At 74.3% G+C, this 20846-nt stretch carries 16 protein-coding genes; 7 read left to right on the top strand and 9 right to left on the bottom strand.

Features of this window, described 5'->3' with window-relative positions:
- Positions 1 to 31: 31 nt before the first annotated feature.
- On the bottom strand, positions 32 to 877 hold the full coding sequence (locus GA0070562_RS08635; protein WP_091418201.1) for a S1 family peptidase: 846 nt from the start codon (positions 875 to 877) through the stop codon (positions 32 to 34).
- 384 nt (positions 878 to 1261) lie between these two features.
- Here GA0070562_RS08635 and GA0070562_RS08630 point away from each other — a divergent pair, with 384 nt between their 5' ends.
- Together GA0070562_RS08630 and GA0070562_RS08625 are read left to right on the top strand one after the other, a co-directional pair.
- Positions 1262 to 2707: a glycoside hydrolase family 10 protein gene (locus GA0070562_RS08630; RefSeq protein WP_091418198.1), complete on the top strand. Its 1446-nt coding sequence runs from the start codon at positions 1262 to 1264 to the stop codon at positions 2705 to 2707.
- A 115-nt stretch (positions 2708 to 2822) separates the two neighbouring features.
- Positions 2823 to 3755, top strand: a complete 933-nt coding sequence (locus tag GA0070562_RS08625; RefSeq protein WP_091418195.1) for an NHL repeat-containing protein — start codon at positions 2823 to 2825, stop codon at positions 3753 to 3755.
- Between the two features lie 41 nt (positions 3756 to 3796).
- Here the strand turns inward: GA0070562_RS08625 and GA0070562_RS08620 are convergent, their stop codons facing one another.
- A complete protein-coding gene (locus GA0070562_RS08620) occupies positions 3797 to 5371 on the bottom strand; it encodes a Na+/H+ antiporter (RefSeq protein WP_175438672.1) in 1575 nt (524 codons plus the stop codon).
- Positions 5372 to 5446: 75 nt separating this feature from the next.
- Positions 5447 to 6067, bottom strand: a complete 621-nt coding sequence (locus GA0070562_RS08615) for an L-threonylcarbamoyladenylate synthase (protein WP_091418190.1) — start codon at positions 6065 to 6067, stop codon at positions 5447 to 5449.
- 96 nt (positions 6068 to 6163) lie between these two features.
- Between GA0070562_RS08615 and GA0070562_RS08610 the strand changes: the two genes are divergently transcribed.
- Together GA0070562_RS08610 and GA0070562_RS30885 are read left to right on the top strand one after the other, a co-directional pair.
- Complete coding sequence (locus GA0070562_RS08610; RefSeq protein WP_091418188.1) at positions 6164 to 6565, top strand: hypothetical protein; 402 nt, start codon at positions 6164 to 6166, stop codon at positions 6563 to 6565.
- A 261-nt stretch (positions 6566 to 6826) separates the two neighbouring features.
- On the top strand, positions 6827 to 9811 hold the full coding sequence (locus GA0070562_RS30885; protein ID WP_091418186.1) for a glycosyl hydrolase: 2985 nt from the start codon (positions 6827 to 6829) through the stop codon (positions 9809 to 9811).
- Between the two features lie 54 nt (positions 9812 to 9865).
- On the opposite strand, the gene GA0070562_RS08600 is transcribed toward GA0070562_RS30885, so the two are convergent.
- From GA0070562_RS08600 to GA0070562_RS08575, 6 genes are all read right to left on the bottom strand, one after another.
- Positions 9866 to 10246, bottom strand: coding sequence for a VOC family protein (locus GA0070562_RS08600; RefSeq protein WP_091418183.1), 381 nt, complete (start codon positions 10244 to 10246; stop codon positions 9866 to 9868).
- Positions 10247 to 10291: 45 nt separating this feature from the next.
- On the bottom strand, positions 10292 to 11158 hold the full coding sequence (locus GA0070562_RS08595) for an SDR family NAD(P)-dependent oxidoreductase (protein WP_091418180.1): 867 nt from the start codon (positions 11156 to 11158) through the stop codon (positions 10292 to 10294).
- 109 nt (positions 11159 to 11267) lie between these two features.
- Positions 11268 to 11687 carry a glutaredoxin domain-containing protein gene (locus GA0070562_RS08590; protein WP_091418177.1) on the bottom strand — a complete coding sequence of 140 codons (420 nt, stop codon included), beginning with the start codon at positions 11685 to 11687 and terminating at the stop codon, positions 11268 to 11270.
- Positions 11687 to 14479, bottom strand: a complete 2793-nt coding sequence (locus GA0070562_RS08585; protein ID WP_091418494.1) for an FAD-binding and (Fe-S)-binding domain-containing protein — start codon at positions 14477 to 14479, stop codon at positions 11687 to 11689. Before GA0070562_RS08585 ends, GA0070562_RS08590 begins: the two co-directional genes overlap by 1 nt.
- A gap of 46 nt (positions 14480 to 14525) precedes the next feature.
- Positions 14526 to 15296, bottom strand: a complete 771-nt coding sequence (locus GA0070562_RS08580) for a nucleotidyltransferase (protein ID WP_091418175.1) — start codon at positions 15294 to 15296, stop codon at positions 14526 to 14528.
- 29 nt (positions 15297 to 15325) lie between these two features.
- Positions 15326 to 16267 carry a diacylglycerol/lipid kinase family protein gene (locus tag GA0070562_RS08575; protein ID WP_091418172.1) on the bottom strand — a complete coding sequence of 314 codons (942 nt, stop codon included), beginning with the start codon at positions 16265 to 16267 and terminating at the stop codon, positions 15326 to 15328.
- Positions 16268 to 16421: 154 nt separating this feature from the next.
- On the opposite strand from GA0070562_RS08575, the gene GA0070562_RS08570 reads away from it, so the two are divergent.
- The 3 genes from GA0070562_RS08570 to GA0070562_RS08560 all read left to right on the top strand — a co-directional run bounded on the left by GA0070562_RS08570 (position 16422) and on the right by GA0070562_RS08560 (position 20691).
- Positions 16422 to 17429: a hypothetical protein gene (locus GA0070562_RS08570; RefSeq protein WP_225853323.1), complete on the top strand. Its 1008-nt coding sequence runs from the start codon at positions 16422 to 16424 to the stop codon at positions 17427 to 17429.
- Between the two features lie 135 nt (positions 17430 to 17564).
- A complete protein-coding gene (locus GA0070562_RS08565) occupies positions 17565 to 18227 on the top strand; it encodes a hypothetical protein (protein WP_091418166.1) in 663 nt (220 codons plus the stop codon).
- A gap of 148 nt (positions 18228 to 18375) precedes the next feature.
- Positions 18376 to 20691, top strand: coding sequence for a transglycosylase domain-containing protein (locus GA0070562_RS08560; protein ID WP_091418164.1), 2316 nt, complete (start codon positions 18376 to 18378; stop codon positions 20689 to 20691).
- The last annotated feature ends 155 nt before the right edge of the window (positions 20692 to 20846 follow it).

Genomic DNA, 20846 nt, shown 5'->3' with positions numbered 1-20846 from the left:
CGCGCGTGACGCGCCCCGGCCGCACCGCCGGTCAGGGGATGGTCAGGCCGTACGCGGCGAGGATCTCCAGGATCGGCTGGTAGTAGCTGGTTCCGCCGGTCGTGCAGTTGCCGCTGCCGCCGGAGAGGACGCCGATGACGGTGCCGGTCGCGGCCACGTAGAGCGGGCCGCCGCTGTCGCCCGGCTCGGCGCAGATGTTCGTGCGGACGAGTCCGGTGACGCTGCCCTCGGCGTAGTTGACAGTCGCGTTCAGCCCGGTGACGGTGCCGCACCGCACGCCCGTGGTGGCGCCGCTGCGGCAGACCGCCTGTCCGACGTACGCGCTGCCGGCGGCGGTGACGGTGACCTGCCCGGGGTAGGTGTGGACCGCGCTCGGATGGGCGACGGCGCCGGTGTAGCGGACCACGCCGTAGTCGTTGCCGGGGAAGCTGCTGCCGGTCCGGCTGCCCAGCACGGTGGTGCGGGCGCTGTCGGCGTACCAGGTGGCGGCGAGGCGCGTGCAGTGCCCGGCGGTCACGAAGTACCAGGTGGTGCCGCTGCGCACGTTCGCGCCCAGGGAGCAGCGCCCACCGCCGCCGTAGATCGCCTGGCCGCCGGCGATGAGTGTGCGCAGCCGCCCGGGTTCGTGGCGCAGCACCGCGCCGCCCCGGTCGGCGGTGCGCCGCAACGCGGCCAGCTCGCGCCCGCGTACCGTGTCGTCGGCGGTGACCGTGAGCCGGCCGGTGAACGGGTCGTGCCCCCAGGCGATGCCGGGCGTGCGGAGCCCGGCGAGCGCGGCGGGGTCGGGCGGCGGTGCGGCGGCGCCGGCCCGGGCGACCGCCGGGGTGCCGGCGAGCAGGGCGGCGAGGACGAGTACGACGAGCGCGGGTCGGCGCATGCTCCGGGACCCCTTCCATCGTCTACGGTCGATTCACCAAGCATCGGCCCGCAGGCGCGATCGACTCAACCGGCAGAACCGGCGGCCCCCCGAAACTTCCGGAGCCACGGCGGGCGGCACGGGCACGCCCGCAGGCCGTGCCCGCACGCGGATCCCGCCCGTCCACCCGGCACCGCGTGCCCCGATGTCGACATATCGAGGTGATTAAGTTTTCGGAACGCTTCCGGTAAGCTCCGGGCAGAGATTCGCTTCGATCCACTCACGATGTGCCGGGGAGTCACTCCCCCACCTGGCGCGGCCACCGGGCGGCCGCGCGGAGCCGACGTCGTGGCGGGCGGTGGCCGAGGCGAACCGATCCCATTGACAGGCTAGAGAGGCGTTCAGATGGACAAGGTGCTCGCCCGCGGCAGCGGGAGCGCGGCAGCCCGGTCACGCCCGCGGACCGCTGTGGTCGCGATGGTGGCGGGGGCCGCGATGGTCGCCGCCACGATAGCGGTGGCGACCAGTGCCAGCGCCGGCACGACGCTCGGCGCGTCGGCGGCGGAGCAGGGCCGGTACTTCGGCACGGCGGTGGCGGTGAACAAGTTGTCCGACAGCACGTACGTCGGCATCCTGAACCGCGAGTTCAACATGGTCACCGCCGAGAACGAGATGAAGTGGGACGCCACCGAGCCGTCCCGGAACCAGTTCAACTTCAGCGCCGGCGACCGGCTCGTCGCGCACGCTCAGGCCAACGGCATGCGGGTGCGCGGCCACGCGCTGCTCTGGCACCAGCAGCAGCCCGGGTGGACGGGAAGCCTGTCCGGCAGCGCGCTGCGCGAGGCGATGATCAACCACGTCACCCAGGTCGCCACCCATTACCGGGGCAAGATCCACTCCTGGGACGTGGTGAACGAGGCGTTCGACGACGGCAACAGCGGCGCCCGCCGCAACTCGAACCTCCAGCAGACCGGCAACGACTGGATCGAGGCCGCGTTCCGGGCCGCCCGCGCCGCCGACCCGGGCGCCAAGCTCTGCTACAACGACTACAACACCGACAACTGGTCGTGGGCCAAGACCCAGGGCGTCTACAACATGGTCCGGGACTTCAAGGCCCGGGGCGTGCCGATCGACTGCGTCGGCTTCCAGTCGCACTTCAACAGCGGGTCGCCGTACCCGAGCAACTACCGCACCACGCTGCAGAACTTCGCCGCGCTCGGCGTCGACGTGCAGATCACCGAGCTGGACATCGAGGGCTCGGGCAGCAGCCAGGCCACGTCGTACGGCAACGTGACCCGGGACTGCCTGGCCGTGGCGCGGTGCAACGGCATCACCGTCTGGGGCATCCGGGACACCGACTCCTGGCGGGCCAGCGGCACCCCGCTGCTGTTCGACGGCAGCGGCAACAAGAAGCAGGCGTACACCGCCGTGCTGAACGCGCTCAACGAGGGCGGCACCCCGCCGCCGACCACCGCGCCGCCGACCAGCACTCCGCCCACCTCGACCCCGCCCACCTCGACGCCGCCGACCAGCGAGCCGCCGACGACTCCCCCGCCGACCGGCGCCTGCACCGCCACGTTCACCACCAACCAGTGGCCGGGCGGCTTCGTCACCAACGTCCGGATCACCGCGGGCTCCAGTGGGCTCAACGGGTGGACCGTGTCGCTCACGGTGCCCTCGGGCTCGGCGATCACGAACACCTGGAGCGCCCAGGCCAGCGGCACCACCGGTGCGGTGACCTTCCGCAACGTGGACTACAACCGCCAGGTCGGTGCCGGTGGCACCACCGAGTTCGGATTCCAGGGCACGGGTACCGCCCCCTCCGGCACGCCGGCCTGCGCGGCCGGCTGACCGTCGGCGCGACCCGGCACGGGGCCACCGTGCCGGGTCGCGTCCCCGGCGGGCACCGGCCCGCGACCGTACAGTGGGGTAGGTCCTGTTCCACCGTTTCGCCGGAAGGACCACAGTGAACCGACGCATCAGGACCGCCCTCGGCGTCGCCCTGACCGCCGCCCTCGTCACCACCGCCGCCCCGGCCCCCGCCACCGCCCACGACCGCCGCCCGAGCGTCATCGCGCTGCCGGACGGCTTCCAGCCGGAGGGCGTCGCCGCCGCCGGCCGGTACGCCTGGTTCGGGTCGCGGGCCACCGGCGAGATCTACCGCGCCGACCTGATCACCGGAGCGGGCAAGCAGGTCAGCCCCGCCACCGGCACCCCCTCACTCGGTCTGAAGATCGACCCGCGGGGCCGGCTCTTCGTGGCCGGCGGCACCGCCGGTGACGCCCGGGTCATCGACACCCGCACCGGTGCCGTGCTCGCCAGCTACCGGTTCGCCGACGCGCCGACGTTCGTCAACGACGTGACGCTCACCCGCGACGCCGCCTGGTTCACCGACTCGAACCGGCCGGTGCTCTACCGCCTGCCGCTGGGACGCGGCGGCAAGCTGCCGCCCGCCGGCGGCTTCACCACGCTGCCGCTGACCGGCGACTTCCAGCAGACCGGCACCGGCGTCAACCTCAACGGGATCGTGCCCACCCCGGACGGGCGGGCGCTGATCGTCGTGCAGTCGAACACCGGCACGCTGTTCCGGGTGGACCCGGCCACCGGCGTCACCACCGCCGTCGACGTGCCGGGCGCGACGTTCCTCAACGGTGACGGCCTGCTGCTGCTCGGCCGCACGCTGTACGTGGTGCAGAATTTCCTCAACCAGGTCGCCGTGGTCGACCTGAACCGCTCCGGCACGGCCGGCGTCGCGCGCGGCGTCATCACCGACCCGGGCTTCGACGTGCCGACCACCGTGGCCGCCGCGCTCGGCCGGCTCTACCTGCCGAACGGCCGGTTCACCACCCCGCCGACGCCGACCACCCCGTACACGGTGGTCGCTGTCGACGCGCGCTGAGCCACGCCGGCCGCCACCCGTCCGGTGGCGGCCGGCCCGGCTCAGTCCTCCATCTCCGGCCCGAGCAGCCGGATCTCCTCGATGTCGATGGCCGCCTGGAGCTGCCGCAGCACCACGTCGTCGATCTGTCTGGTGTTGCGCAGCCGGGTGATCTCCTGCCGCTTGTGGTCGAGCACCCGCAACCGCAGCCGCCGGGCCATCTCCCGCTCCCCCTCCGCGTCCTCACCGCCCGGGTCGCGGGCGTCGGCCAGATGATCCTCGTAGTCGGCGCGCAGCCGGTCCACCGTGTCCTGCGTGGCGCCCACGTCGCTGGCGGCCCGGGGCAGCGCCTCCAGGGCGGCCTCGGTGGCCCGGATCCGGGCCCAGCGCACCTCGTCGTCGCGTTCCCGGTCGCCCACCAGGCCCGCCCAGCTCACGACAGCCGGCAGCGTGGTGCCCTGCACCAGCATGATCAGCACGATCACCACGACGGTCACGAAGATGATCAGGTCGCGCTCGCGCACCGTGCTCCCGTCGTGCATGGCGACCGGCACGGCGAGCGCGGCGGCGAGCGAGACGGCGCCGCGGAACCCGGCCCAGCCCACCGCGGTACGCATCCGGCCGTCGAAGTGCCGCGACCGGCTCGACTCGCGCCGGTCCACGCGTTGCAGCACCGAGATCGACAGGTGCACCCAGGCCAGCCGGATCACCACCACGACCAACGCCACGAGCGCCGCGATGCCGAGCGACGCGGCCGGCGAGTGGCTGGTGATGCTGCGCAGCGAACGCGGCACCTGCGTGCCGAGCAGCACGAAGAGACCACCGTTGACCATGAATGTGGACAGGTCCCAGAACGCGAACGCGGTGACCCGGGAACGGGCCCGGATGACCCGGGGCGCGGCGTAGGACAGCAGCAGCCCGGACACGACCACCGCGAGCACGCCGCTGGCGTGCACCGCGTCGGCGAGCAGGAACGCGACGAACGGGGTGAGGATGCTCAGCCCGCCCTCGCGCATCGGGTCGTCGACGTGCTTGCGGATCAGCACCACGACCGCGCCGACGAGCAGGCCGGCGGCCACCCCGCCGAGCGACTTGCCGACGAACTCGCCGGTGAGCGTCAGCGCGTTCGGCACCGTCCCGCCCGCGACCACGCCGGCCGCCACGGCGAACAGCACGAGCGCCGTACCGTCGTTGACCAGGCTCTCCGCGCGCAGCGTGGTGAGGATGCCGCGCGGCATCCGCTTGGCCAGGCCGGCCACGGCCGCGGCGTCGGTCGGGGCCAGGACCGCGCCGAGCACCCACGCGGCGGCCGGCTGCACGCCGAGGGCCTGCGCGGTGTACGCGACGGCGACCATCGTGACGATCACCAGCACGACGGCGAGCCCGACGATCACCGTGAGGTTGGCCCGGATCTCGCGGAGGCTGATGACCAGGCTCTCCCGGTAGAGGATCGCCGGGAGGAACAGCACCAGCACGACCTCGGGTTCGAGGATCAGGTTGTCGAACGGCGGCAGCAGGCCGATCAGCGCGCCCATGGCGATCAGCAGGACCGGCGGCGCGACGCTGTAGCGGCCGCCGATCGTGGTGCCGACGAGCACCGTGGCGCCCAGCACGGTGATCAGCACGAGTGCTTCCACGCCGTACCCCCGTCACCGTCCGCCGGTCCTACCGTGCCCTACGGCGGCGGCCGGGCGGGGCGGATTGGGTGATCGTTACTCGAAGCGGGACGGGTCTCCGGCCCCGCGGCGCAGGATCTCCGGCTCGGGGCCGGACAGGTCGACCACTGTGGTGGGCTCCAGCCCGCAGTCCCCGGCGTCGACCACGGCGTCGACGAGATGGTCGAGCCGTTCCTTGATCTCCCAGCCCTGGGTCATCGGCTCGTCCTCGCCGGGCAGCAGCAGCGTGCTGGTCAGCAGCGGCTCGCCGAGTTCGGCGAGCAGCGCCTGGGTCACCGTGTGCCGGGGCACGCGTGCCCCGACCACCCGCCGGCGCGGGTCCTGCAACCGGCGGGGCACCTCGGCGGTGGCCGGCAGCAGGAACGTGTAGCTGCCCGGGATGACGGACTTCACCTGCCGGAAGACCGCGTTGCTGAGCTTGACGAACTGGCCGAGCTGGGCGAAGTCGGCGCACATCAGCGTGAACGGGTGCCGGTCGTCGAGCCGCCGGATCTCCCGGATCCGCTCCACGCCGTCGCGGTTGCCGATCCGGCAGCCGAGCGCGTAGCAGGAGTCGGTCGGGTAGGCGATCACCCCGTCGGCGCGCAGCAGGTCCACCACCTGCCGGATCACTCGGGGCTGGGGGTTGTCCGGATGCAGGTCGTAGTACCTCGCCACGCCGGTCAGCCTATGTCCACGCCCCGGCGGGCGCAGGTTTGGGCGGGGCGGTTTCCGGAAACAGGTGGGGGCCGTTCACGACAGGGGGACCGAATCATGTCCGAAGCCAGCACAGACCGCGTCGCCGACCGCCCCGCGGAGGTGACCGATCCGCTGCTGTGGGACCTGGCCGCCGCGGTGGCCGACGCGCACCAGCCGGACGCGGAGCGCGTCTGCGCCAGCCCGAGCTGCGCCGGGGCGGCGTGGCCGTGCGCCGCCTGGAACAACGCGCAGGCGGGGCTGAGCGCCGCCCGGACGCCGCGGCAGTCCGCCGCGCCCCGGCAGCCGGCCACCTCGACGCAGCCCGCCTCGCCGCAGCCCGCCTCGCCGCGGCCGGTCGCCGCCGCCGGGCAGCCGGGCGACGGGCAGCCGGGTGCCGGTCAGGCCGGTGTCGCGGGTGAGCCGGGCGCCGTCGCGGCACGGACCGCGGCGCGGAGCCTGGCCGCCACCGCCGCCTGACTCAGCGTAGGCACACAGCTCCTCGCGCCGCCTCCGGCCGCCTCGGCCGGGGGCGGCGCTGTCGCGTGCCGTCGAGGCTGGTCAGCGCGTTTTCTGAGGCGACCGGAGAGTCCGTGCCGAGCGTTGGAGAGCGCTCTCTTTGGTAACAAGACATTGACGGATCCGTAACCCGAACCTTAATGTCCCTTATCAAGAGAGCGCTCTCACGAATGCCGGACCACCACTCCGTACCCCCGCCTTCTCCTCATGAAGGGGACCTCCATGACCCACCTGCGGGACTTCTCCCCCGACCCCGTACCCCCGACCGCGCCCGCCCCGTCCCCGGCCCGTCGGCGCGGCCTGCGGGCGACCGCCCTCGTCGCCGCCTCAGTGCTCGCCGCCGGCCTGCTGGGCGTTGTGGTCGCCGGTGGCGGCACGGCCACCGCCGGCGCAGTCGGCGCGGGCAGTTACACCGAGACGCGGCCGGCCGGCGCCCTGCTGCCCAAGGGCTGCGGCGCGATCAGCACCAACCCGCGCGTCTTCACCACCGCCGACGCGCCCGCCGGCGCCATCCCCACCAACGACTGGTGGTCGTCGCTGATCTGGAAGCGCAACAACTGCACGGGCAGCGAGGTCCTGCACGCCCACCCGCTGGCGGCCAAGGCCGAGAACAACGGGCTCGGGCTGTCGTACACCACCACGCCGGCGATCAGCGGCACCGCGACCGGCGTCGGCGAGTTCCACTACCCGTACACCGAGGACGTCCGCGTCGGCATGCCCGGACTGTCCGCGCCGGTGGTCAAGGCCGCCGGGTGGACCGACTGGACGGTCACCGCCGACTGGAGCGACGGCAGCCGCACCATGCGTGCCACCATCGGCCACGGCCTGCCGTTCAGCTATTACACGGTCAGCGGCGGCACCGCGCAGCTCACCACCGCCGGGACGCCCACCGTCTGGCGCAACTCCGGCGCCACCATCGGCTTCACCGTCCGCGGCCACGACTACGTCGCGTACGCACCGACCGGCGCGACCTGGACCGTCAACGGCACCGGCATCAGCTCGACGCTGGCCGGCAAGGGGTACTTCTCGGTCGCGGCGCTGCCCGGCGGCGGCGACCGGGCCGCCCTGGCCGACACCTACGCCCGGTACGCCCACGCCCACGTCACCGGCACCCGGATGAGCTACACCTACGACCCGTCCGCCGGCACGGTGCGCACCACGTACGCGTTCACCACCACGCCCCGCGAGGGCAGCGAGACGAAGACCGTGGTGGCCCTCTACCCGCACCAGTGGCGCAGCCTCACCGGCGCCACCCCGATCTCCCCGACGTACGTCTCCGCGCGCGGCGCCATGCGGGTGCTCACCGGCGTGCCGTCGTTCACCACCACGATGCGCTTCACCGGCCTGCTGCCCGAGGTGCCCGCCGTCGGAGACTCCAGCGGCGCGGACCTGTCCACCGTCACCGGCTACCTGAACGCCGAGCAGGGCAACCCGGAGGGCCTCAGCGGGCCGGACACCTACTGGGCCGGCAAGGGACTCGGCCGGGCCGCCCGCCTCGCTGAGATCGCCGACCAGCTCGGGCAGACCTCGGTCCGCGACGCGGCGCTGAACGCGATGCGGAACCGGCTGACCAACTGGCTCACCGCCGGCTCCGGCGAGGCCGGCCAGCTGTTCTACTACGACCGCAACTGGGGCACGCTGATCGGCTACCCGGCGTCGTACGGCGCCGACGAGGACCTCAACGACCACCACTTCCACTACGGCTACTTCATCGCCGCCGCCGCCACGCTGGCCAAGTTCGACCCGGGCTGGGCCGACGACAGCCGCTACGGCGGCATGGTCGACCTGCTCATCCGCGACGCCAACAACTACGACCGCGCCGACAGCCGCTTCCCCTACCTGCGGGACTTCGACATCTACGCCGGGCACGACTGGGCCTCCGGCCTGGCGCCGTTCTTCGCCGGCAACAACCAGGAGTCCTCCTCGGAGGGGATGAACTTCGCCAACGCGCTGATCCAGTGGGGCCAGGCCACCGGCGACACCGCCGTCCGCGACGCCGGGGTCTACCTGTGGACCACCCAGTCCGCGGCCATCTCCGAGTACTGGTTCGACGTGTACGACCAGAACTTCCCGGCCGCGTTCGGGCACAAGACGGTCGGCATGGTGTGGGGCGACGGCGGGTCGTACTCGACCTGGTTCTCCGCGGCCCCGGAGATGATCCAGGGCATCAACATGCTGCCGATCACCGGCGGTCACCTCTACCTGGGCGACTTCCCGGAGTACGTCAAGGCCAACTACGCCGAGCTGGTCACCAACAAGGGCGGCCCGCCGACGGTGTGGCAGGACATCGTCTGGGAGTTCCTGGCGCTCGGCGACGGCGAGCAGGCGCTGCGCAACTTCCGGGCCAACAGCGGATTCACCAGCGAGGAGGGCGAGAGCAAGGCGCACACGTTCCACTGGATCCGCAACCTGGCCGCGCTCGGCACCGTCGACACCACAGTCACCGCGAACCACCCGCTGGCGAAGGTGTTCGTCAAGAACGGCGCCCGCACCTACGTGGCGTCGAACATCACGGCCCGGCCGCTGACGGTCACGTTCTCCAACGGCGTCACGCTCGCCGTGCCGGCCGGGAAGACGGCGACCTCCGGGGCGTACACGTGGAGCGGCGGCAACGCCACCGGCGGCGGAACCGTACCGACCGGTCCCCCGCCCACCGTGACGCCCACCCCGACGCCGACCACCGCCAGCCCGACGCCGACCACCGCGAGCCCCGGTCCGACCAGTACGGGCACCCCGCTGAAGCCGGTCCGGTACCTGCGCTCCGGCGGCGGGCTGGACGGCACCGCCGGCACCTCCGGCACGGTGAACGTGGCGGCGGCGAACGGCAACCACGACGGCACGCCGACCAACCCGCAGGTGTTCACCGCCACCGGGCTGACCGGCACGTACACCGGCGGGGCGACCGCGTTCGACCTGGCCGTCGACGCGGGCACCGCGGTCGGCAACGGCGTGCAGATCCGGGTCTCCTACGACCTGACCGGCAACGGCAGCGTCGAGCGGGTGGAGACCTACCGGTACTTCGCCACCGATCCGGTCCCGGGTGCGGAGCGCTACCGGCAGACCCAGGGTCTGCTCTCGTCCACCGGCACGCTGGGCAACCTGTCCGGCGGCACGGTACGCGTCGAGGTGTGGAACGCCATCGGCGGCGCGCCCACGATCCTCGGCGTCGGCAACAGCTCCACTGTCACCCTGCCGTACGGCTCCTGACCCGAAATTACGGCGCCCCGGCCCCAGTGGCCGGGGCGCCGGTTCGCGGCCGGGTCACGGCCAGCGGGTGGCGGTGGTCTCGAACAGCTCGCTGTCGCTCGCCACCGGGATGACGCAGAGCAGGTGCCCGCCCGGCGCGCGCAGCACGTGGCAGTCGAGCCAGCGGGAGACGGGCGTGGCGCCCAGTGCGCAGAGCCGCTCGACCTCGGCGGCCACGTCGTCGGTCTCGATGTCGAGGTGGTAGCGGGGCGCGTCGTCGACCGACTGCACGGCGGTGACCAGCCCGGGCATCACGTCGGCCAGGCCGGTGAACTCCGGTTCGGCCGGCTCGGTGCGCAGTTCCGCGCCGAGCGCGGCGGACCAGAACGCGGCCGCCTCCCCCGCCTCGTCCCGCGGCGCGTCGATGATCAGGGCGTACAACCGCGATCGATGCATCGCCCGAGCCTAGCCAGGACCGCCCTCACCGGCAGCCCGGCCCGGTCAGGCGGTCACGTGCGCGCTGTCGCCCGCCGTCGCGGCGAAGGACGTGCCGCTGACCATCCGCGCGGCGTCGGAGGCGAGGAACACCACCAGCGGCGCGACGTCCTCCGGCTCCACCCACGGCACGCCCAGCGGTGTCTTCGACCGCAGCGCCGCCACCGCCGCCTGCTCCACCTGGGCCAGGTCACCGGAGGCCGGCTTCCCCGCCTCGACGAGCGCCTGCACGTAGCGGTCCCGGTGCCGGGTCAGCGCGGTGTCGACCAGGCCCGGGATCACCGCGTTCACCGTCACGCCGTGCGGCCCGAGTTCCAGCGCGGCGGACTTGACCAGGCCGATGAGTCCCCACTTGGACGCCGAGTACGCGGACCCGTTCGTGGTGCCGTGCTGCCCCTGGGTGGACGACGTGACCACGATCCGGCCGCCGCCGCGGCGTACCAGCAGCGGTGCGAAGACCCGCAGCACGTTGGCGGCGCCGGTGAGGTTCACGTCGATCTGGTCGTGCCAGTGCTGGTCGGTCATCTCCAGCAGCGGCGCGAACGCCTGGATGCCGGCGTTGGCGAACAGCACGTCCACGCCGCCGTGCTCCCGTTGCACCGCCTCGGCCACCGCGCGTACCGCGCCGATGTCGCGCTGGTCGGCCACGTGCGCCGACCAGCGGGCACCCGCCGCCGTCACCCGCCGGCCGGTCTCGGCCAGGTCCTCCGGCGTGGCGGGCGGGAGGTCCAGGATCGGGCTGACCGGTCCGGCGGCGTCCATCCCGGCCACGTCCGCGCCGGCCTCGGCCAGCGCCACCGCCGCGGCCCGGCCGATCCCCCGCGCGGCGCCGGTGACCACAGCGACCCGCCCCGACAACGTCCCGGCCGACATCGTTCCCCCTCCGCGGGCACCGTCCGTGACGCCCTCTTCGCACGGTATGCCCGCCGGGCCGTCCCGTGCCGGGGTTCGCCCGGTCAGGCCCCGAGCCGGGGTTCGCCGGTCAGGCTCCGAGCCGCGCCCGCAACCACGCCGGGTCGGGATTGACCACCGCCCCGTCCGGCAGCACCACCGTGGGGACCGTCTCGTCGCCGCCGGTCACCGCCCGGACGGCGGCGGCGGCCTCCGGGTCGCGCCAGATGTCCACCCAGTACGCGCGTCGGGCCCGCCCGCCCAGCCGGAGACGCAGCCGCAGGCAGTACGTGCAGCCGGGCCGCCAGTAGATGACCGGCCGGCCGTCGTCCGCGCTGCGCAGACGCGCCTGCGCCGAGGTCAGCGACCGGGGGAAGGCCAGCGGCGAGAAGAGCGCCGCCACCGCGGCGAACGCGAGGAAGCCCACCACCGACGACACCCGCGTGTCCTGGCCGGCGCCCACCGCCACGCCGACGACCAGCATCAGCGCGGCCAGCCGCCAGCTGCGCATCACGCGGTCACCTCAGCCAGCAGCTCCAGCAGGTGCCGGTACGGCTGCCCGGTGGCCCGTGCCAACCCGATCTCGCAGGTGCGGTTCACCGAGGCGTACCCGTCGAAGGGCCGGGCCGTGACGGCGGCGGCCTCGGCCCGGGCGGCCGACGCGGTCAGCTCCGGGTGCAGCAGCCCTCGGTCACCGGCGAAGCCACAGCACTGCCAGCCCTCCGGGACCACCACCTCGTCGGCGACCGCGCGGGCCACTGTGAGCAGCGCGTCGTCCAGGCCGAGCCGGACCGACGAGCAGGTCGGGTGCAGCGCGAGCGAACCGATCCGGCGGCGCACGGTCAGCCGGGGCAGCAACGTGCCGGCGGTGTACGCGACCGCGTCGACGACCCGCAGGTCCCCGGCGCCGTCGAGCAGCCGCTCGAAGCCCTCGGTGCAGGACGCGGCGTCGCTGACCACCGGCAGCGCGCCGTCACGGCTGGCCGCGCGCAGCACCGGCGGGACGCGGTCACGCACCGCCCGGTAGCCGTCGGTGAGGCCCTTCGACGACCAGGGGGTGCCGCAGCACAGGTCGCCGATGCCGTCCGGCACGAGCAGGCGTACGCCGGCCCGCTCGGCGAGCGTGAGCAGCGCGGCGGCCACGCCCGTGCCGCCCCGCGCCGGGGCGAACAGCGTGCCCAGGCAGGACGGGACGAACACCGCGTCCGGGTCGGCGGCCGGGTGGGGGCGGCGCGGGGTGCCGCCGCGCGGCAGGTCCCGCTGCCACTGCGGTACCCGGTCGGCGCCGAGCACCGCGCGGGCGGCCCGGGTGGCGGCCTCGGGCAGCGCGGGCGGCAGCGCCCCGGCCAGGTCGAGCCCGCGGGCCATGCCCCGGGTGGTGGCGCTCCAGCGGCGGGCCGCGCCGCGCCAGGCGGTCCCCGCCGCCCGGCCGTGCTCCTGCGCGCGCAGCCGCTTGACCAGGTCGCCAGTGTTGATCAACACCGGGCAGGCGGTGGCGCACATGCCGTCGACCGCGCAGGTCTGCACCGCGTCGTAGTCGTAGTCGTCCGTCAGCTCCCGGACCAGCGCGGTGTCACCGGCGGCCTGCGCGACGGCGATCTCCCGGCGCAGCACGATGCGTTGCCGGGGCGTGGTGGTGAGGTCGCGGCTGGGGCAGACCGGCTCGCAGTAGCCGCACTCGACGCAGCGGTCCACCTCCTCCTCCACCGTCGGCACGGTCTTGAGGTGCCGCATGTGGATCTCCGGGTCGTCGCTGAGCAGCACACCCGGGTTGAGCACACCGTCGGGGTCGCAGAGCGTCTTCAGCTCGCGCATCACCTCGTACAGCTCGTCGCCGAACTGGCGGCGCACGTACGGGGCCATCACCCGGCCGGTGCCGTGCTCGGCCTTGAGCGTGCCGCCGTGGCCGAGCACCAGGTCGACCATCTCCTCGGTGAAGTCGGCGTAGCGCGCCGGGGCCTCGCCGCCGTCGAAGCGCTCGTTGAGCATGAAGTGCAGGTTGCCGTCCTTGGCGTGGCCGAAGATGACGCTGTCGGCGTACCGGTGCCGGTCGAACAGGCCGGCGAGCGCCGCGCACGTGCCGGCCAGCGCCTCGACCGGCACGGCGATGTCCTCCAGCAGCGCCGTGGTGCCGGACGGGCGGGCGCCGGCCACCGCCGCGTACAGGCCCTTGCGGATGTGCCACAGCGCGGCGCGGGCGGCGGGCTCGCCGCTGAGCCGGGCCGGTGCGCTCAACGGCAGGCCGGCCAGCACCGGCCCGGCGCCGCCGACCCGGTCCGCGAGCGCCTCCGGGTCGGACTCCTGCCACTCGGCGAGCAGCGCGGCGTGCCCGCGCACGGCCAGGCCGCGCAGCGCGGCGTCCGCCTTCGGGTCACGCTGGGCCACCCGCAGGGCTGCGGCGTCGAGCAACTCGACCGCCGCCGGCCCGGCGGCCACCAGCGCCGGCATGGCGGCCATCGCCGCGCCCAGGGAGTCGAAGACCAGCAGGCCCGTCGCGGCGTGCCGGTGCACGGGTACGGTGCGGAACGTCGCCGAGGCGACGAACGCGAGCGTGCCCTCGCTGCCCACCACGAGCCGGGTGAGCAGGCCGGCCGGGTCGTCGTGGTCGAGGAACGCGTTCACGCCGTAGCCCATGGTGTTCTTCATGGCGTACTGGGCGCGGATGCGGCGCACCGACTCGGGGTTGCCGCGTACCCGGTCGCGCAGCCGCAGCAGCCCGGCGTGCAGCTCCGGTTCGGCGGCGCGCAGCCGGGCGTCGGCGTCCGGGGCGCCGGTGTCCAGCACGGTGCCGCTGGGCAGGGCGAGGACCAGCGACTCCAGCGTCCGGTACGTGTTGAACTCGGTTCCGCAGGTCATGCCGCTGGAGTTGTTGGCGACCACGCCGCCGACCGTGCAGGCGGACTCGCTGGCCGGGTCGGGACCGAGCTTGCGGCCGTACGGCGCGAGCCGCGCGTTGACCTGCCGCAGCACCACCCCCGGCTGCACCCGTACCCGCCGCCCGTCGTCGAGCACCGTGAGGTCGCGGAAGTGCCGCCGCACGTCGACCAGCAGCCGGTCGGTGACCGCCTGGCCGCTGAGGCTGGTGCCGCCGGAGCGGAACGTCAGCGCGGTGCCGGTGCGGCGGCCGTAGGCCAGCAGCGCGGCGACCTGACCGGCGTCGGACGGTGTGACCACCGCGCCGGGGTGCAGCAGGTAGTGCGAGGCGTCGTGGGCCATCCGCAGCCGGTCCGCGGCCCGGGTCGCCACGCCGCCGGGCACCACCGACTCCAGCCCGGCCCGCGCGGACGCGCTCAGCTTCGTCATGATCACCGCACCTCCCCCGGCCCACAGTAGTCACGCACGCCGGGGCTCAGTCCGCGGTGATCCGGTCCAGCACCCGCCGCTGGAACGCGCGGGCAGCCGGACCGGACGGCGGCGTACCGCCCCGGCGGGCCTCGATCGAGGCTCGGATCAGCGCGGCGTCCGGGTCGTCGGCGGCGATCCGCAGCCCGGCGTCGACCTTGCCCAGCCAGACACCGTCGCGGTAGCGCACCAGCGTCCGGCAGGCCCCGAGCACCGCGTCCTCCGCACCGGGGGCCGGTTCGTCACCGGGCGGCGTGGGCAGCGCCAGCCACCAGCGCAGCGCGTCGGCCAGCAGCGCCCGCAGCGCCTCGGGTGACGGGTCGGCGAACACGTCGGCGGCGGGCGGGCCGAGCAGCGTCCGGCCGGACTGGCGCAGGATGCTGCGGTCCAGCGCGTACCAGAACCGTCCGTCGGCGGCGGGCCGGTCGGCCGGGTCGTAGGTGGCCCGGAACGGCATGGTCGCGCCGGTGTTCAGCTCGACCTCGAAGCCCGGCTCGGGGGTGCCGCAGGCGGCCACGTCGCGGCGGTAGACGACGAGTTCCAGACCGCGCGCCGGGCAGGGCAGCGACTCGTGCCGCAACCGGTCCACGAGCGTCCGCTTCGCCGTCTCCGGCAGCGGCCCGGCGACCAGCAGCGCCACGTCCACGTCGCTGCGCCCCGGCTGGTACGCGCCCAGCCCGACCGACCCGGCCGCGTACGCGCCGACGAGGTCGTCACCGAGCACGTCCCGGGATCGGCGGACCAGTTCGGCCAGGTAGTCGCGGATGTCGTCGCGCATTCCGGCATCCTGCCCCGGCCCGGTCGCGGTCAGTCCGCCGGGTCGGGACAGCACACGGTCAGCGCGCCCGGAACCACCTTGACCTTGAGCCGTTTCGCCTTGCCCCGGGCGCCGCCGTCCAGCTCGTACGTCTTCGGCGCGTCGAACCGCACCTTGATCTTGCGGCCCCGGGTGATCCGGACGAACGGCGACTCGTCGGAGCGCCCGGCGGCCATCCGGCCCAGCGTGCGCGCCCAGTCCACGGCGCCGCTGGCGGTGGACACGCCGACCTCCAGCGCCCCGTCGTCGGGGCGGGCGTCGTCGAAGGCCGGGATGCCGCCGGTGATGGTGCCGACGTTGCCGAACAGCACGCAGCTCGCCTCGTCGTCGAACCAGTCGGCGCCGTCGACCCGGATCCGGGTCCGCACGCACTCGCCGCGTACGTGCCGCAGCCCGGTCCAGACGTACGCGATCCGGCCGAACCGGCCCTTGAGCTGCCGGTCCGCGTCGCGGATCAGGTCGCCGTCGAACCCGGCGCCCGCCATCACCGCGAAGTGCTCCCCGTTGATCCGGCCCAGGTCCAGTTCGCGCCGGCGGCCGTGCAGCGCGATCCGTACCGCCTCGGGCAGGTCGACCGGGATGCCGAGGTTCACCGCGAACAGGTTGGCGGTGCCGGCGGGCAGGATGCCCATCGGCACGCCGCTGCCGGCCAGCGCGTCGGCGCACCGCTGCACCATGCCGTCGCCGCCCCACACCAGCACCAGCTCGGCGCCGGAGTCCAGCGCCGCACGGACCCGCTTGGGTGCCTTGCGGCTCTTGGGCACCTCGTACCAGAGCAGCCGCCCGACCCCGGCGGCCACGAGCCGGGAGCGCAGCTCGTCGAGCCCACCCCCGAACGTCTTCTTCCGGTGGGCGACGACAGCGACCACACCGGCCGGGGGCGCGGCGGGAGCGGGGGCGATGTCCGGGCGTTCGGCAGTGCGCGTGTCCATGGCCCGGCTGGTACCCGGACACCGCGGATCCCACGCCTGCGCCCGGCGCGACGCGCCCGATTCGGATCAACGGCGTACTGTGCCCGGGCCGACACGTTCGGTACAGTGCGGGGCGTCGATCCGTGCCGCCGGGCACGGTTCCGAAGGGTGCGGGATGTCGGTACGGACGGGGTTGGTGGCGCGCGGCACGCTGCGCCTCGGCCTGCTGCTCGGCGCCGTGGCCGTCGTCTGGGGCGCCCACGAGGCCGCATCCGGCTCGGCCGCCCACGCCGCCGAACGGGAGCCGTCCGGTCCGCTCACCGCCACCGTCGGGGTGCTCACCCACACGCTCGGGACGGTGCTCGGCCTGCCCGTGTCCGGAACCGACGACGGCGACGCGGCCCCTTCCGGGCCCGGCGACGCCGCGGCGTCGCCGGGCCGCCCACACACCCCGCCGGTCGTCGAGGCGGTGGTGACGCCGGTCCAGGACCGTGTGCTCACGCCCGTCACGGACGGCCTGCGTCCGGTCACCGACCCGCTGCGCGACCACCTGCTCGCGCCCGTCGCCGACGGTCTGCGCCCGGTTACCGACCCGGTGACGGTGGGCGTGCTCGACCCGGTGGCGGACCTGCTGTCCCCGGTCGTGGAACCGTTGCGCCCAATCCTCGGCCCGGCCTGGCGGGGCCTGGAACCGGTGCTCGACCCGCTCAGCCCGGTGACCGATCTGCTCGATCCGCCGGCCACGCCGGACCCCGGATCGCCGGCGCCCGGCGAGCCCGTGCCCGAGCCGTCCGATCCGGTCGTCCCGGTCGTTCCGGCCGACCCGGCCGCGACGCCGGCTCCGGCTCCCGGGCGTGCGCACGACGCGCCGCCCCGCGCGGCCGGGCCGGTCCTCGCCGCACCGGCGGCGCGCACCCTCACCGCCGTCGGCACGCGGTGGGTGGACCCCGTACGCAGCCGGGCACCGGCTGCCGTCGGCCCGGCGGCGCACGTCACCACCAGGCCCGCACTGCCGCTGCCGCTCGACGGCGTCACCCACGGCGGCGGCGCCGTGCACAGCGAGCCGGCCGACGCGGACGCGAACCGCTGGCGGCTGCCGGCGCTCACCCACGGCTACGCGCGACCGGCGGCCGACCCGCTGCCGCCGTCCCGCACGTCGCGCCCCGGCACCAGACCTGCCTGAGCGGACTCCACAGGCACCACCTCCGATCCGGAGCACGGGCGTGCCGCCCGACTGCCGCAAGCCGCGGCGGCGCCGCCGACCGTCGTCCGGCGCCCGCAACCGACCCGATAACGCCTGGAAAACAGGAGTTCGTTCATGAGCACAGCTCTGCCCGTCGTCCGCGCCCGGTGGTGCGACATCGGCCGGATCGCCGATCTCGTCGCCGAGGCCCTCGCGCCCACCGCGCTGGCCGCCTGGCTCGTCCCCGACACGTCCCGCCGCCTGCCGGTCCTCGCCGCCGTGGCGCGGATCTGGACCGAACACGCGTTGCTGTTCGGCGACGCGTTCCTGCTGCCCGACGGCAGCGCCACCACCGTGTGGTTCCACCGCTACCGCCCGATCCCCTCCCCCCACCGGTACGCCGACCGGCTCGCCGGCGCCGCCGGGCCGGACGAGGACCGGTTCCGCCGCCTCGGCGCGGAACTGGCGGCACGCCGCCCGGCCGAGCCGCACAACCATCTGGCGCTGCTGGCCGCACCCCGGGGCGGCGCGACGCAGGCGCTGTCCGCGGCGCAGTGCCGGATGGACACGTTGAGCCTGCCCACGTACGCGCACCCGTGCGCCGGTGCGCAGGAGGAGGAGCTGCTGCGGCGGCTCGGCTACGCCGAACAGGAGACGTTCGCCGCCCCGGACGGCACGCCGGTGCGGGCGTTGTGGCGGTCGGCGCCGTTCCACGCGGGCGGCAACGACAGGTGGCGGACCCGCCGGGCCGCCCGCCGGGAACGCGACCACCGGGCCGTCGGCTGGGCGGCGCGCTGACCGGGTGAGCCCTCCGGGCCGGGGCGGCAGCCGTCCGCCCCGGCCCGGACCCGCGCCACACCGTCCGGGTTCGTCGGCCGGTGCCATCGGCGCAGCTCGGTTAGCCTGCGAGCCGGGCACGACTCAGCCGAGCAGTCGGAGGTAACGCGTGCGGAACAGCGGATCCACCCCGGAACCGGGCGGCGCGGCCCAGGTGCGCCCCAGGCGCAAGCGGCGGCGTCTGCTGGTCGTCCTCGCGGTCTGCACGCTGCTGGCCGGCTGCGGGCTGGTCGCCGGCGGCTACTACTTCGACAGCGTGCCGACGCCCAGCGACCTGAAGCTGCCCGAGTCCACCACCGTCTACTACGCCGACGGGCGCACGCCGATGGCGAAGCTGGGCGCGCAGAACCGCACGATCGTGCCGTACGACCAGATGAACGACTCGGCGAAGCAGGCGATCGTGGCGGCCGAGGACCGTACGTTCTGGACGAACCAGGGCATCGACTTCAAGGGCGTGCTGCGTGCGGCCTGGGCCAACGTGAGCGGCGGGCAGCGGCAGGGCGCGTCCACGCTCACCCAGCAGTACGCGCGCATCGCCGCGGACCTGCGCGGGGTCACCTACTCCCGCAAGCTGCGCGAGGCGGTGATCGCGTGGAAGCTCGACGACGCGTACTCCAAGGAGGAGATCCTCGGTTTCTACCTGAACACCGTGCCGTTCGGGCGGGGCGCGTACGGCATCGAGGCGGCCGCGCAGACGTACTTCGGCAAGACGGTACGCCGGGACGCGCCCGCCGCGCGGCAGCTCACGCCGGCCGAGGCGATGGTGCTCTGCGCGATGGTGAAGCAGCCGGAGGCGGACCCGGCCGACCCCGAGGGCTCGCCCGGCTACGACCCGCGCCGCAACGCGCTTGCTCGGCAGAACTCGATCGACAGGTGGAACTACATCCGCGACGGCATGGTCAAGCTCGGCTACCTGACGCCGCAGCAGGCGGCGGATCTCGCGTACCCGGACACGGTCCGGCCGATCGACAAGGACGCGGGCCGGTCCGACCTGGACCGGCCGACCGGCCTGGTGGTCAACCACGTGCTCGCCGAGCTGCGCCAGACCGAGCCGTTCCGCGGCAAGCCCGACGAGGTGATCCGCGACGGCGGCTACCGGATCGTCACCACCGTCGACAAGCGCGTGCAGGACGCGGCCGAGGCGGCGGCGGACATCCGCCGCGACACCGCGCCGCAGGCGGTACGCGGCCAGCCGCGCAACTGGCAGGCGGCGCTGGTGGCGGTGGAGCCGGGCACCGGCCGGGTGCTCGGCTACTACGGCGGCGACAAGGGCTCGGGCGCGGACTACGCCGGCTGGTACTACGACGAGAACGGCGAGACCCGCGGGTTCGGCCAGCATCCGCCGGGGTCGTCGTTCAAGGTGTACGACCTGGCCGCGGCCGTACGCGACGGGATCTCGGTGAAGCAGCGGTTCGACTCGCCGGACACCAAGGAGTTCCCCGCCTCGGGGCGCACCAGGGGGAGCTCGGCCGGGCCGATCCGCAACGCCGAGCGCGCGTCCTGCCAGCCGGACTGCGCGCTCTGGGAGGCCACCGTCGCCTCGCTGAACGTGACCTACTTCGAGCTGACCGAGAAGCTGGGCACCGACAAGGTGATCGAGATGGCCCGGCAGGCGGGCGTGGAGTCGATGTGGGAGACGGTCCGGGGCAATCCTCGGCCGCAGCGCGTCGACCTGCGCAGCGATCCGGCTGACGAGGTGGCGAAGCGGTTCTCCACCGAGGTCGGGATCGGGCAGTACGGGATCACCGTGCAGGACCACGCGAACGGGATGGCGACGTTCGCGGCCGGCGGCAAGCGTGCCGACGCGCACTTCGTCCGGTCGGTGACCAAGGACGACGAGGAGGTGTGGGCCGAGCAGCTGCGGACGACGGACCTGGGCCTGGACCGGGAGGCGACCGACCAGCTCGACTGGACGCTGCGCCGGGTGCGGGCCGCCGAGCTGGGCAACGGCTGGGACTCCGCCGGCAAGACCGGCACGTGGCAGGCCGGTCAGAGCACCACGCAGAACGTGCACACCTGGATGGTCGGCTGGACCGGCGCGCTCGCCTCGGCGGTCTGGCTGGGCACCACCGACGGCAAGCCGCTGCGGACGAGGGGCGGCAGCTACGAGGTGTACGGCTCGACCGGCGCCGCGCCGATCTGGCGGCAGTTCATGACCCGGGCCACCGCGGCGATGAAGCTCGACCCGGGCAAGTACCGCTTCGGCGAGCCGAAGTTCCCCGGCGAGACGCCGGAGCCGACCCGGTCGGCGCCACCGCCGCCGACCACCGCCGCGCCGACGCCGTCGCAGACGCCGAGCCCGAGCCCTTCCTCGTCGAGCCCGAGCCCGGGCCCGACCGGTCGGCCGACGTCGCGGCCGACGCTGACGCCGTCGCTGCCACCGCTGCCCACCGTGTCACCGACGCGTACCCGCGGCCCGCGCTGACCCGGCCGGGTGGCGGCCGAGCCGCCGCCCGGTCGCGCGCACGGCGACCTCGCGTCTATGCGCGCCATTCGCGCACAGCGGCAACGTCCGCAATTTGCACCGGCGTCCATCCACCACCGACGATATTCGCCCTGATCAGGGCCTATTGAAGATCA

The sequence above is a fragment of the Micromonospora tulbaghiae genome (assembly GCF_900091605.1).
Classification (GTDB): Bacteria; Actinomycetota; Actinomycetes; order Mycobacteriales; family Micromonosporaceae; genus Micromonospora; species Micromonospora tulbaghiae.
Note: the sequence above shows the minus strand (reverse complement) of the source record. Positions and strands in the feature narration are given on the sequence as shown.

What these genes read in the sequence shown, in the direction of transcription:
- GA0070562_RS08635 (WP_091418201.1), bottom strand. Translation starts at nt 877, where the DNA reads ATGCGCCGACCCGCGCTCGTCGTACTCGTCCTCGCCGCCCTGCTCGCC.
- GA0070562_RS08630 (WP_091418198.1), top strand. Translation starts at nt 1,262, where the DNA reads ATGGACAAGGTGCTCGCCCGCGGCAGCGGGAGCGCGGCAGCCCGGTCA.
- GA0070562_RS08610 (WP_091418188.1), top strand. Translation starts at nt 6,164, where the DNA reads ATGTCCGAAGCCAGCACAGACCGCGTCGCCGACCGCCCCGCGGAGGTG.
- GA0070562_RS30885 (WP_091418186.1), top strand. Translation starts at nt 6,827, where the DNA reads ATGACCCACCTGCGGGACTTCTCCCCCGACCCCGTACCCCCGACCGCG.
- GA0070562_RS08600 (WP_091418183.1), bottom strand. Translation starts at nt 10,246, where the DNA reads ATGCATCGATCGCGGTTGTACGCCCTGATCATCGACGCGCCGCGGGAC.
- GA0070562_RS08595 (WP_091418180.1), bottom strand. Translation starts at nt 11,158, where the DNA reads ATGTCGGCCGGGACGTTGTCGGGGCGGGTCGCTGTGGTCACCGGCGCC.
- GA0070562_RS08590 (WP_091418177.1), bottom strand. Translation starts at nt 11,687, where the DNA reads ATGCGCAGCTGGCGGCTGGCCGCGCTGATGCTGGTCGTCGGCGTGGCG.
- GA0070562_RS08585 (WP_091418494.1), bottom strand. Translation starts at nt 14,479, where the DNA reads ATGACGAAGCTGAGCGCGTCCGCGCGGGCCGGGCTGGAGTCGGTGGTG.
- GA0070562_RS08580 (WP_091418175.1), bottom strand. Translation starts at nt 15,296, where the DNA reads ATGCGCGACGACATCCGCGACTACCTGGCCGAACTGGTCCGCCGATCC.
- GA0070562_RS08575 (WP_091418172.1), bottom strand. Translation starts at nt 16,267, where the DNA reads ATGGACACGCGCACTGCCGAACGCCCGGACATCGCCCCCGCTCCCGCC.
- GA0070562_RS08570 (WP_225853323.1), top strand. Translation starts at nt 16,422, where the DNA reads ATGTCGGTACGGACGGGGTTGGTGGCGCGCGGCACGCTGCGCCTCGGC.
- GA0070562_RS08565 (WP_091418166.1), top strand. Translation starts at nt 17,565, where the DNA reads ATGAGCACAGCTCTGCCCGTCGTCCGCGCCCGGTGGTGCGACATCGGC.